The following is an 11,389-nucleotide window of genomic DNA, read 5'->3' on the forward strand; positions in this document are numbered from 1 at the left end:
GCCGGACCGACCAGCAGCTATCGTCACGCGCCGTGAGGAGAGCTCGGCGCCGCCGACCCATCGCGGATCCGTCCCTCGTCGGACCCATCCGCATGCCGGAGTCCGGCGCCACCCCGGTCGTGGCGCTGCTGCGCAGGCTCGCGATCGCGCTGGGCGCGCTCGTGATCACCGCGCTGATCGTCTACTTCGGCGGCGACGGCTACAAGGACAACAACAACAACGACGGCATCAGCCTGCTCGACGCCTTCTACTACTCGACGGTGTCGGTCTCCACCACCGGCTACGGCGACATCGTGCCGGTCACGGACTTCGCCCGGCTGATGACGACGGTGTTCGTCACGCCGCTGCGGCTGATCTTCCTGATCACCTTCGTCGGCACCACCGTCGAGCTGCTCACCGAACGGTCCCGTCAGGGCTTCCGCATCCAGCGCTGGAGGACACGCGTGCGCAACCACACGGTCGTCGTCGGCTACGGCACCAAGGGCCGCGCCGCCGTCGAGACCCTGCTCGGGGACGGGACCGAGCCCACCGACATCGTGGTCGTCGACACCGACCGGGCCCAGCTCGACGCCGCGTCCGCCCTCGGGCTGGTCACCGTCACGGGCAACGCCACGCGCTCCAGCGTGCTGCGCATCGCGGGCGTGCAGAAGGCCAGCGCCATCGTGATCGCCACCAACCGGGACGACACCGCCGTGCTGGTCACCCTGACCGCGCGCGAGCTGGCCCCGGACATCCGCATCGTCGCGTCCGTGCGGGAGTCGGAGAACGTGCACCTGCTGCGCCAGTCCGGCGCCAACTCCGTCATCGTCTCGGCGGAGACGGCGGGCCGGCTGCTCGGCGCGGCCACCACCACCCCGGCCGTCGTCGAGGTGATCGAGGACCTGCTCACCCCCGAGGCCGGCTTCGCCATCAGCGAGCGCGACGTCGAGGAGAACGAGATCGGCGGCTCTCCGCGCCACCTCGCCGACATCGTCCTGGGCGTGGTGCGCGGCGACGACCTCTACCGTGTGGACGCCAGCGCGGTGGACGCACTGGAACGCGGCGACCGCCTCCTCTACGTACGGAAGGCCACGCTGCCCGACGAGGACTGAGGCAGCGTCAGCACGAACTCCGCGCCTTCGCTCCCCGCCGCCGCCGCACACCTCAGGTCGCCGCCGTGTGCCCGCGCGATACCGCGGGCGATGGCCAGGCCCAGTCCGGCGCCGCCGTCCGTCCGCGCCTCGTCGAGCCGCACGAGCCGGTCGAAGATCCGTTCCCGGTCCGCCTCGGGGACGCCGGGGCCGTGGTCGGTCACGCGCACCCGCCCGTCGCCGACGTGGATCGCGACCGGCGACCCGGGCGGGGTGTGCCGGCGCGCGTTGTCGAGCAGGTTGCCCAGCACCTGGGCCAGCCGGGCCGGGTCGCCGTCGACGACGCTCGCCGTCCCCTCGACGGTGACGGGCCGGTCGGGGTCCAGCAACCGCGCCCGCTCGGCCTCGCCCTGCGCCAGTTCCAGCAGGTCGACGGGTGCGCGCTGCAGCTCGATGCCGGCGTCGATGCGGGCCAGCGCCAGCAGGTCGTCGACGAGTCGGGCGGCGCGGCGGCTCTCGCGCAGGAGCAGGAGGTGCAGCCGTTCGCGCTGCTCGGCGGGCAGCCCGGGGTCCATCACGGTCTCGACGACGGCGTGCACGCCGGCCAGCGGGGTGCGCAGCTCGTGCGCGGCGTCGGCGACGAACCGCCGGGTGCGTGCCTCGGACGCGACGGCCGCGGCTTCGGAGCGCTCCAACGCGTCGAGCATGTCGTCGAACGCGGCGGCGGTGCGGCCCAGCTCGGTGTCGGTGCGCTCGGGGGCGAGCCGGCGGCCGCGGTCGCCGCGGGAGATGGAGCGGGCCAGCGCCGTCATCGCGTCGAGCGGGGCGAGCGCCAGCTTGGTCGTCCACAGCGTGACCGCGCCGGCCACCGCGAGCGCCGCCAGCCCGAGCAGGATGAGGATGCGGCGCAGCCGCTCCTGCGCGTCCGAGACCGGTCCGGCCTCGCCGATCAGCACCAGCTGCGCCCCGTTCCGCAGCGGTTGCTCGACGACCTGGTCGGCGGGCCCGCGGCGGCGCGGCCACGGCGGCCCCTGCGGCCGGGGCACGCCCGGTCGCGCGACGACGGCGCGGATGCCAGGCGCTGACACCTCGCGGGCGATCTCGTCGGCGTCGAGGCCCTGGGTGGCCAGCTGCTGCGCCAGTGCCGCCCGGGCGGCCACGGCGGCGCGCAGGTCGGCGTTGCTCTGTGCCACGAACACGACGTCGGTGAGCAGCGTGATGCCCACCAGCACGATGGCAAGGACGCCCAGCGACGAGGCCGTCACCCGCGCGCGGAGCGACCTCACGGCTGCTCCGCGCGCAGCACGTACCCGAGGCCGCGGACCGTGTGCAGCAGCCGCGGTTCGCCGAGCTTGCGGCGCAGCGCCGACACGTGCACCTCCACCAGGTTGGGGTCGTAGTCCGTGTAGCCCCACACCCCGGTGAGGATCTGCCCCTTGCTGACGACGCGCCCGCGCTGCGCGGCCAGGTAGTCGAGCAGCCGCAGCTCGGTGGCGGTCAGCTCGATCGGCTCGCCGCCGCGGCGCACCTCCCCGGCGGTCGCGTCGACCAGCAGGTCCCCGATCTCGACGGTGGACGGCGTGCGGCCCATCCGCCGCAGCACCGCCGTCACCCGCGCCACCAGCTCGGCCAGCGCGAACGGCTTCACCACGTAGTCGTCGGCGCCGCCGTGCAGGCCGCGCAGCCGGTCGTCGACGGCGTCGCGCGCCGTCAGCATCACGACGCCGGCGTCGCTGCTGCGCCGCACCACGTCGAGCAGCGCGAACCCGTCCCGGCCGGGCAGCATCACGTCGAGCACCACCAGGTCGGGCCGGAACCGGGCCAGGTCGTCCTCGAGCGTGCGGCCGTCGACCCGACCGGCCGCCCCGTACCCGGCCGCGGTCAGTCCGGCGACGACGGCGGTGCGGATCGCCTCCGCGTCCTCCACCACCAGCACCCGCGCGCCCATCCCGCCATTGTCGACGCCGGGACGCGGGCCGAGCTGAAGATCGCCTGAAGGGTGTGTCGGGTTTCAGGTTCCGTTCAGCGAGCGGGTCGAGATTGGCCGTCATGACCACACCGGAGCCGCCCACGCAGCAATCCGCGCCGCCACCACCACCTCAGCCGCAGCCGCGGCGCTTCCGCCCCACCAGGACGGGCGTGGGCCTCGCCCTCGCCGGGCTCGCGCTGCTCGTCGTCGGCGGGGTCGCCGGTGCGCTGCTGTTCTCCCGGCCTGCGCACGTCGAGCGGTTCGGGCCGGGCGGCATCGCCCGCCTCGACGAGCGCGGGCCGGGCCCGTTCGGGCCGCGGTTCGAGCGGGGACCCGGCGGTCGCGGCGACGCCTGGAGTCCTGGTCGTGGGCGCGAGGCGGCGCTGCGCGGGCCGGTGGTCCTCGGCACGGTGGTGTCCACCGGCAACGGCACCCTCGTCGTGGCGCCGGACGGCGCGGCCCAGCGCACACTGCGCACCGACGACCGCACCCGCGTCGCCGGTCCCGGTACGCGGTCGCTGGCGGAGCTGAAGCCGGGTCAGCGGATCGCGGTGGTCGTCTCCGGCAGCGGCGACGCCGCCACGGCCGTCGCCGTCCGGGCGCCGCAGGCGCGCGTCGTCGGCACGGTCACCGCGGTGGCCGGTGACACCGCCACCGTCACCTCGGCCGACGGCCTCGTCGTCACCGTGAACACGGCCGCGGCCAACCCGAAGCCGGCTGTCGGCGACGTCATCGCCGTCACCGGCACCGCGTCGGGCACCACCATCACGGCGACCACGGTCACGGTGCTGCCGAAGGCTTAGGACCTGTCCTAGTCTGCCCCGGTGCGGGACGTGACGACGGTCACCGAGGTGTTCGCGGCGCTGTCGCTCACCACCGACCTGGCCAGCGGCCTGCCGTTCGAGAAGGGGCTGCGCACCTGCCTGGTCGCGACAGCGTTCGCGGGCACGCTCGGGCTGCCCACCGCCGAGCGGGCGGCCGTGCACACCGCCGCGCTGCTGCGCTCGATCGGCTGCACGGCGCACGCGTCCGAGAACGCCGCCCACTTCGGCGACGACACGGCGTTCCAGGCCGTGCTGAAGCGGCTCGATCCGGGCGATCCGTCCGTCTTCCGTGCACAGCTGGGCACGTTCGGTGCCTGGGGCGGTGCGGCGCAGCCCGCGCTGGCGCGGCACTTCGCCGAGATCGCGCCGACCGTGGGTCCGGTGGCGGCGCGCAGCGGCTGCGAGGTCAGCCGGGCCCTCGGCGGCCGGCTCAGCCTGCCGCCCACCGTGCTCGACGCGCTCGACGACGTCTACGAGCGCTGGGACGGCCTCGGCATCCCCGACGGCCGCCGCGGGGCGGAGATCAGCCTCGTCGGGCGGATCGTGCACGTCGCGGAGCAGGCCGTGTTCGCGCACGCCGAGGGCGGCGTGCCCGCCGCGGCCGCCGAGGTGGAGCGGCGCGCGGGCGGGCACCTCGATCCCGACCTGGCTGCCGTGTTCGCGGTGGCCGGGGACGAACTGCTCGCCGGGCTGGCCGCGCCCGACCTGCTGAAGGCGGTCGCCGCCGCCGAACCCGTACCCGCGCCGCCCGTGACAGCCGCGCAGCGGGAGCGGTTCTGTGCCGCGCTGGCGACGCTGGCCGACCTGAAGGGCACCCACCTCGTCGGACACTCGCCGCACGTCGCGCGGATCGCGGACGCAGCAGCGGAGGCTGCCGGCCTGGCCGACCGCGACACCCTGCGCTGCGCCGCACTGCTCCACGACATCGGCCGGGTCGCCGTGCCCAGCTCGGTGTGGGACCGGCCGGGTCCACTCGGCCCGGCGGACCAGGAACGCGTCCGGCTCCACACCTACTGGACCGATCGCGTGTTGCGCCGCTGCCCGGGCCTCGCGCCGCTCGCCGAGCTCGCCGCCGGCCACCACGAGCGGTGTGACGGCAGCGGCTACCACCGCGGGCTGCGGGCCGCCGAGCTGCCGTTCGCGGCGCGGGTGCTGGCCGCGGCCGACGTGTTCGCCGCGCTGACCGAGGACCGCCCGCACCGCCCGGCGCTGAGCCTCGACGCCGCCCGCACGGTGCTGGCCGAGGAGGCGAGCGCCGGCCGGCTCGACCGGGAGGCGTGCGCGGCCGTCCTCGACGGGGCCGGGCTGCCGGTGCTGCCGGCCGCGTGGCCGTGCGACCTCACCGACCGCGAGGTCGACGTGCTGCGCCTGGCCGCCCGAGGACTGTCCAACCGGGCCATCGCCGACCGGCTGCGCATCTCCGAGCGCACCGTCGGCCACCACCTCGCCCACGTCTACGACAAGACCGGGCGGCGCACCCGCGCCGGCGCCGCCGTCTTCGCCGCGGAGCACGGGCTGCTGCCGGCGCCGCCCCGGTAGGTCGAACGACCGATGTGCGTCCCGCGGGACGCCGCCACGCTCTCCCGGCCAGCACCACCGACCCCGGGAGCACCCGATGACCAGCACCGACACCGGCAACGCCACGGCCGTCGCCGACATCTACGCGGCGTTCGGTCGCGGCGACGTGCCCGCGATCCTCGACCGCCTCGCCGACGACGTCGCGTGGGACCAGTGGGAGCTCACCCACGACTCCCAGCGCGCCGGCGTCGAGCACCTCGCGGCGCGCCGCGGCGTCCAGGGTGCCGCCGACTTCTTCGCCTCCGTCGCCGGCTGGACCGTCCGCGAGTTCGACGTGCTCGACGTGATCGGCTCCGGCCGCCAGGTCGTCGTCGAGGTCCGGGTCGCGTTCGACCTGCCCGGTGGCGGCCGGTTCGCCGACGAGGAACTGCACCTCTGGACGTTCGACGACACGGGCAAGGTCACCCGCTTGCGGCACTACGTCGACACGGCCAAGCACATCCGCGCGGCCCGCGGCGAGGACACGGTCACGGGTTCCTGACCAGTGCTCGCACCACCGTCGCTGCGGCGCCCCGCAGCGCACCCCCGGCCGCCGGATCGCCCAGCGCGACCGCGACCGGGGGGTCCAGGCGGGCCAGCTCGGCGGCGACGGCGGCCCGCAGCGGCTCAGCGACGGCTGGGTCCAGCCCGCCGAGCACGATCGTCCGCACGTCCATCAGCGCGACCGCGCCGACCAGCGCCACCCCGAACGCGCGGGCGGTCCGGTGCGGCTCGGCCAGCCGCACCACCTCTTCGAGGCAGCCACGGCCACCGCAGCGGCACGCCGGCCCGTCCGGTTCGACGACGACGTGCCCGAGCTCGCCGGCCCGGCCCCCGGCCCCGCGGAACAGCTCGCCGCCGAGCACGATGCCGGCGCCGATGCCGATCCCGGCCGAGACGTGCAGGAAGTCGGCCGGGGCCTGGCCGAACCACAGCTCGGCGAGCGCGGCGAGGTCGGCCTCGTTCGCGACACCGGCCGGGACGCCGAGCCGTTCGGCGATCCCGCCGGCCGCGTCGACGCCGGTCCAGCGGGGCAGGTTCGGCAGCCGCACGACCGCCCGATCCCCGACGATGCCGGGCACGGCCAGATGGGTTCCCGCGAGCGGCAGCCCCGCCGCGGTACGCACCTGCTCGCCGAGCGCGGCGAGCGCGTCCAGCACCGCAGCCGGGTCGGTGTCGCGGTGCTCCGACGGCACGACCACCTGCGCGCGCACCGCTCCCGTGAGGTCGACGACGCACGCGCCGAGCCGGTCGACGCCGAGCTCCAGCCCGAGCCCGGCCGGACCGGCCCGGTTGAGCTGCAGCGGGGCGGCCGGCCGCCCGGTGCCGCCGCGCTCGACGGCCAGCTCCGTCAGCAGGCGAGCCTCGATCAGCTCGTCCACCAGGGAGGAGACGGTGCCGCGGGTGAGGCCGGTCCGGTCCGCCACGCGGGCCCGGGAGAGCGGCTCCGCCTCGGCGACACAACCCAGCACGAGTGCCAGGTTGTGCCGCCGGACGGTGCGATGCCCGGCTGGTGACGTCACCGCAGCTGCGTGGCGGTCATGTCCCGCACCGCCGCGTACCGCTCCCGGACGGCCGGCGTGGGCTCCGCCTCGAACCGCTCGGTGTCGGCGGCCGCCCACTCCGGCGGCGCGTCCGCCCCGGAGAGCACCCACGCGGCCTGCCGCGCCGCGCCGTCCGCCACGTACTCGCCGGGCGTCGGCCGCAGCACGGGCGTGCCGAACACGGCCGGCGTGATCGACGCGACCGCGTCCGACCGTGCACCGCCACCGATCAGGAACACCCGCTCCACCGGCACCCCGGCCGCGACCAGCGCGTCCAGCGCGTCGGCGAGCCCGCTCGCCAGCCCTTCCACATAGGCGCGCGCCAGATGTGATGGCGTGGACGTGGCGAGCGTGATGCCGTGCAGCGCACCCGTCGCGTCCGGCCGGTTGGGGGTGCGCTCGCCCTCCAGGTACGGGACGAGCACCAGCCCGCCCGAACCCGCCGGCGCGGCCAGCGCCAGCCGGGCGAGCTCCGTGTGGTCGACGCGCAGCAGCGCGCACGCCGCGTCGAGCACGCGTGCGGCGTTGAGCGTGCACACCAGCGGCAGGTGCTCGCCCGACGCGGAGGCGAACCCGGCGATGATGCCGGTCGGGTCCGCCGTCGGCACGGAGCTGACCGCCGACACCACCCCGGACGTGCCCAGCGACACCACCACGTCACCCGGCCCGGCGCCCAGCCCGAGCGCGGCACCGGCGTTGTCGCCGGTGCCCGGTCCCAACACCACCCCGGACGGGGTGCGGCCGGCTTCCGAGTTCGGGCCCAACACCCGCGGCAGCACCACGTCGGAACGGCCCAGCCCGAGCTCCAGCAGCTCCGGCAGGTACGCGTTCGTGACGCCGGAGAAGTAGCCGGTGCCGGACGCGTCGCCGCGGTCGGTGACGAGGTCGTCCAGACGGCCGGTGCCGCGCAGCTTCCACGTCAACCAGTCGTGCGGCAGGCACACGGCCGCCGTCCGGGCCGCGTTGTCCGGCTCGTGCGTCGCCAGCCAGCGCAGCTTCGTCACCGTGATCGACGGGACGGGCAGCGTGCCGGTGGCGTCGGCCCACTCCGCAGCGCCGTACTCGTCGATCAGGTCGGCGGTGGCCTGCGCCGAGCGGGTGTCGTTCCACAGCAGCGCCGGGCGCACCACCTCCCCGTCGGCGTCGAGGCAGACCATGCCGTGCTGCTGCCCGGCGACGGCGATCGCGCCGACGTCGTCGAGCCCACCGGCGGCCGCGAGCGCCTCCTGCAGCGCGTCCCACCAGGCGGCGGGATCGACCTCCGTGCCGGCGGGGTGCTTCGCCGACCCGGAGCGCACGAGTGCCCCGGTGTCGGCGTCGCGGATCACGACGGTGCACGACTGCGTCGACGAGTCGACACCAGCCACGAGCATCTAACGGGCCCCCATCAGGTGCTCGACCGCGAGCTGGTTCAGCCGGACGTAGCCGTAGCCGCGCTCCCCGGCCTTGTCGGCGTCGTAGTCCTCGAACGCCGAGCGGTCGGCGGCGAGGTCGGCCAGCGACTCGCCCGCCCCGAGGGTGGGCTGGGCGAGGTCGGCGACCCCGGCCACCGCCAGCGCCTCGGCCACCTCCGGGTCGGCCCGGAACGCCGCGGCCCGCTCCTTGAGCAGCAGGTACGTGCGCATGTTGGCGGCGGCCGACGTCCAGACGCCGTCGACGTCCTCGGTGCGCAGCGGCTTGTAGTCGAAGTGCCGCGGGCCGTCGTAGCCGCCCGTTTCGAGCAGGTCGACGGTGGCGAACGCGGAGAGCAGGTCGCCGTGGCCGAACACCAGGTCCTGGTCGTACTTGATGCCGCGCTGCCCGTTCAGGTCGATGTGGAAGAGCTTGCCGGCCCACAGCGCCTGCGCGATGCCCGCGGTGTAGTTGAGCCCGGCCATCTGCTCGTGGCCGACCTCGGGGTTGATGCCGACGATGTCGCCGTGCTCCAGCCCGGCGATGAACGCCAGCGCGTGGCCGAGGGTGGGCAGCAGGATGTCGCCGCGCGGCTCGTTCGGCTTCGGCTCGATGGCGAACCGGATGCCCCAGCCCTGCTCCTTGACGTGCGCGGCGAGCGTGTCGATGGCCTCGCGGTAGCGGTCGAGCGCGGCGCCGACGTCCTTGCCGGAGTCGACCTCGGCGCCTTCGCGCCCGCCCCAGAACACGTACGTCGTCGCGCCCAGCTCGGCGGCGAGCTCGAGGTTGCGGAGGGTCTTGCGCAGCGCGTACCGGCGCACGCCGCGGTCGTTGGACGTGAACGCGCCGTCCTTGAACACCGGATGGGTGAACAGGTTGGTGGTCATCATCGGCACGACGAGCCCGGTCTGCTCCAGCGCGGCGCGGAACCGCTTGAGGACGGCGGGGCGGTCGCTGCCGGGCGGCAGCAGGTCGTCGTCGTGGAACGTGACGCCGTACGCGCCGAGCTCGGCGAGCCGGTGCACGCTCTCGACGGGGTCGAGGGCAGGCCGGGTGGCTTCGCCGAACGGGTCGCGGGCGGGCCAGCCGACCGTCCACAGGCCGAAGCTGAAGCGGTCCTCTGGGGTGGGCGCGGCAGGCATCGCACTCCTTTGTTCGATGTTCGTACTAACTCTTGCACGGTAGCGTGCGCGCATGCAGGGGGGAAGGGTCCGGACGGGGGTCGGCTCGCCGTCCGTCGTGGCCACCGTCGCCGGTGTGGCCGCGATGGTCACGATCGCCGGCACGGTGCTGCCGCTGGACGTGGCCGCCGTCGACGGCCGCCGCTACACCACAGCGTGGACCGGTCCCGGCTCGGCCACGGGCATCCCCCTCTACGGGATCCCGCTCACGCTCACCGCGCTCGTTCTCATCGCGGCTGCCGTGCTGATGCTGCGCAGGTCGCGCCGGGGCGCCGTCGCGGCCGTGACGGCCGCCGCCGGCCTGCTCGTCGGGCTCGTCGTCACGATCCGGCTGGCCGCCTCGGCCACCGCGCGCAACGTCGAGCTGCAGCGCAGCCGCTTCCCCGACCTGCAGGCCGTCGACACGCCCGGCATCGGGGCGTGGCTGCTCATGGTCGCGGCGGTGCTGGCCGTGGTCGCCGCGGTCCTCGCCCCGCGGGCCCTGCGCGGTGACGACAACGAGCCCCCTGGTGGCTCGCGGCCCGGTGCCGCGCTGGTGGCCGTACTCGCGGCCGCGCTCGCGGTGGTGGGCAGCTTCCTCGCCATCACCGTCACCACCTTCGCGGGCAACCCGCCGTCGGTCGGGTACGCCACGGGCTGGAGCTTCGCCGTCGAGCCCGGGCCGCCGGGCGACGCCGGCCAGGCGACCGCGCTCGTCGGCGTCCCGCTCGTGATCGCCGCCGCGGCACTGCTCCTCGGCGCGCTGATCGTGCTCGACATGCGGGGCGCCGAACGGGCTGCACCCCTGCTCACCGTGGCCGCCGGCGTGGTCGCCGGGGTGTTCGTCGCGATCTGGATCGCGTGGCTCGCCCTCGTCGACGCCCAGTCCATCGCCGACATCGGCATCACCACCACCCTCGGGGCCGGCGCCTGGGTCCTGCTGGCGGCGACGCTCGTCGCCGCCGGCCTGTGCGTGGTGCTCTGGCTGCAGCCCAGACGTCCCTGAGTAGCGTGCGCAGGCGTGCGCCTCGCGACCTGGAACGTGAACTCGGCGCTCGTCCGGCTGCCCCGGCTGCTGCCGTGGCTGGACGAGCGGCAGCCCGACATCGTGTGCCTGCAGGAGACCAAGCTCTCCGACGAGGCCTTCGCCGAGACCTTCGACGAGCCGCTCGCCGAGCGCGGCTACCAGGTCGCGCACGTCGGCGAGGGCCGCTGGAACGGGGTGGCGCTGCTGTCGCGCGTCGGCCTGGACGACGTCGAACGGGAGCTGCCGGGCGCGCCGAAGTTCGCCGACGTCATCGAGGCCCGCGCCGTCACCGCGACCTGCGGCGGCCTGCGCATCACCTCCGTCTACGTGCCCAACGGCCGCACCCCGGACGACCCGCACTACGCGTACAAGCTGGAGTGGCTCGCCGCGCTCCGCGACTCCGTCACCGACCCGGCCACCGCGGTCGTCGCCGGTGACATGAACATCGCACCCACCGACCGCGATGTGTGGGACCCGGCCGTCTTCACCCACTCCACGCACGTCACACCGCCGGAACGGGCTGCGCTCGCGGCGCTCGTCGAGCTCGGGCTCGCCGACGTCGTGCGTGACCGCTGGCCGGCCGAGGACCGCGTCTTCACCTACTGGGACTACCGCGCCGGCCGCTTCCACCAGGACCTCGGCATGCGCATCGACCTCGTCCTCGCCGGGTCCGACCCGGCGGGCCGCGTCGCCGCGGCGTGGGTGGACCGCAAGGCACGCAAGGGCTCCGGCCCCAGCGACCACGCGCCGGTGATCATCGACCTGGACGGGGCGCCGGACGGCGACATCGGCCCGGTCGTCCCGCCCCCGTCCACGCCGAAGAAGCTGCCGAAGCGGTGACTACCC

General features: G+C 75.3%; 11 protein-coding genes. 6 read left to right on the forward strand and 5 right to left on the reverse strand.

Annotated elements, in window-relative coordinates; all coding sequences use genetic code 11:
* Positions 1-92: 92 nt before the first annotated feature.
* Complete coding sequence (locus ACQEVB_RS12910) at positions 93-1,091, forward strand: potassium channel family protein (RefSeq protein WP_432980322.1); 999 nt, start codon at positions 93-95, stop codon at positions 1,089-1,091.
* Here ACQEVB_RS12910 and ACQEVB_RS12915 read toward each other — a convergent pair.
* Positions 1,055-2,356, reverse strand: coding sequence for an ATP-binding protein (locus ACQEVB_RS12915; protein WP_432969559.1), 1,302 nt, complete (start codon positions 2,354-2,356; stop codon positions 1,055-1,057). The two genes, ACQEVB_RS12910 and ACQEVB_RS12915, sit on opposite strands and share 37 nt — an antisense overlap.
* Positions 2,353-3,018 carry a response regulator transcription factor gene (locus tag ACQEVB_RS12920; protein WP_432969562.1) on the reverse strand — a complete coding sequence of 222 codons (666 nt, stop codon included), beginning with the start codon at positions 3,016-3,018 and terminating at the stop codon, positions 2,353-2,355. The genes ACQEVB_RS12915 and ACQEVB_RS12920 overlap by 4 nt, the downstream gene beginning before the upstream one ends.
* A gap of 101 nt (positions 3,019-3,119) precedes the next feature.
* Here ACQEVB_RS12920 and ACQEVB_RS12925 point away from each other — a divergent pair, with 101 nt between their 5' ends.
* The 3 genes from ACQEVB_RS12925 to ACQEVB_RS12935 all read left to right on the forward strand — a co-directional run bounded on the left by ACQEVB_RS12925 (position 3,120) and on the right by ACQEVB_RS12935 (position 5,922).
* Positions 3,120-3,842, forward strand: coding sequence for a hypothetical protein (locus ACQEVB_RS12925; RefSeq protein WP_432969565.1), 723 nt, complete (start codon positions 3,120-3,122; stop codon positions 3,840-3,842).
* Positions 3,843-3,863: 21 nt separating this feature from the next.
* Positions 3,864-5,402 carry an HD domain-containing phosphohydrolase gene (locus ACQEVB_RS12930; protein WP_432969568.1) on the forward strand — a complete coding sequence of 513 codons (1,539 nt, stop codon included), beginning with the start codon at positions 3,864-3,866 and terminating at the stop codon, positions 5,400-5,402.
* A 76-nt stretch (positions 5,403-5,478) separates the two neighbouring features.
* Positions 5,479-5,922 carry a nuclear transport factor 2 family protein gene (locus ACQEVB_RS12935; protein ID WP_432969571.1) on the forward strand — a complete coding sequence of 148 codons (444 nt, stop codon included), beginning with the start codon at positions 5,479-5,481 and terminating at the stop codon, positions 5,920-5,922.
* Here ACQEVB_RS12935 and ACQEVB_RS12940 read toward each other — a convergent pair.
* The 3 genes from ACQEVB_RS12940 to xylA are packed head-to-tail and all read right to left on the reverse strand — an operon-like array spanning position 5,909 to position 9,498.
* On the reverse strand, positions 5,909-6,943 hold the full coding sequence (locus ACQEVB_RS12940) for an ROK family transcriptional regulator (RefSeq protein ID WP_432969574.1): 1,035 nt from the start codon (positions 6,941-6,943) through the stop codon (positions 5,909-5,911). The genes ACQEVB_RS12935 and ACQEVB_RS12940 overlap by 14 nt on opposite strands.
* A complete protein-coding gene (gene xylB / locus ACQEVB_RS12945) occupies positions 6,940-8,337 on the reverse strand; it encodes a xylulokinase (protein WP_432969577.1) in 1,398 nt (465 codons plus the stop codon). The genes ACQEVB_RS12940 and xylB overlap by 4 nt, the downstream gene beginning before the upstream one ends.
* Positions 8,338-9,498 carry a xylose isomerase gene (gene xylA, locus ACQEVB_RS12950; RefSeq protein ID WP_432969580.1) on the reverse strand — a complete coding sequence of 387 codons (1,161 nt, stop codon included), beginning with the start codon at positions 9,496-9,498 and terminating at the stop codon, positions 8,338-8,340. It lies immediately after the preceding gene.
* 52 nt (positions 9,499-9,550) lie between these two features.
* Here xylA and ACQEVB_RS12955 point away from each other — a divergent pair, with 52 nt between their 5' ends.
* Together ACQEVB_RS12955 and ACQEVB_RS12960 are read left to right on the forward strand one after the other, a co-directional pair.
* Positions 9,551-10,522: a hypothetical protein gene (locus tag ACQEVB_RS12955; RefSeq protein ID WP_432969583.1), complete on the forward strand. Its 972-nt coding sequence runs from the start codon at positions 9,551-9,553 to the stop codon at positions 10,520-10,522.
* A 15-nt stretch (positions 10,523-10,537) separates the two neighbouring features.
* Positions 10,538-11,383, forward strand: coding sequence for an exodeoxyribonuclease III (locus tag ACQEVB_RS12960; protein WP_432969586.1), 846 nt, complete (start codon positions 10,538-10,540; stop codon positions 11,381-11,383).
* The last annotated feature ends 6 nt before the right edge of the window (positions 11,384-11,389 follow it).

Origin of the sequence: Pseudonocardia sp. CA-107938 (genome assembly GCF_050936315.1) — a bacterium.
Lineage (GTDB): Bacteria > Actinomycetota > Actinomycetes > Mycobacteriales > Pseudonocardiaceae > Pseudonocardia.

Excerpts from the sequence above, each read along its gene's own strand:
- ACQEVB_RS12935 (WP_432969571.1), top strand. The coding sequence starts at position 5,479 with ATGACCAGCACCGACACCGGCAACGCCACGGCCGTCGCCGACATCTAC.
- xylB (WP_432969577.1), bottom strand. The coding sequence starts at position 8,337 with ATGCTCGTGGCTGGTGTCGACTCGTCGACGCAGTCGTGCACCGTCGTG.
- ACQEVB_RS12925 (WP_432969565.1), top strand. The coding sequence starts at position 3,120 with ATGACCACACCGGAGCCGCCCACGCAGCAATCCGCGCCGCCACCACCA.
- xylA (WP_432969580.1), bottom strand. The coding sequence starts at position 9,498 with ATGCCTGCCGCGCCCACCCCAGAGGACCGCTTCAGCTTCGGCCTGTGG.
- ACQEVB_RS12920 (WP_432969562.1), bottom strand. The coding sequence starts at position 3,018 with ATGGGCGCGCGGGTGCTGGTGGTGGAGGACGCGGAGGCGATCCGCACC.
- ACQEVB_RS12955 (WP_432969583.1), top strand. The coding sequence starts at position 9,551 with ATGCAGGGGGGAAGGGTCCGGACGGGGGTCGGCTCGCCGTCCGTCGTG.
- ACQEVB_RS12910 (WP_432980322.1), top strand. The coding sequence starts at position 93 with ATGCCGGAGTCCGGCGCCACCCCGGTCGTGGCGCTGCTGCGCAGGCTC.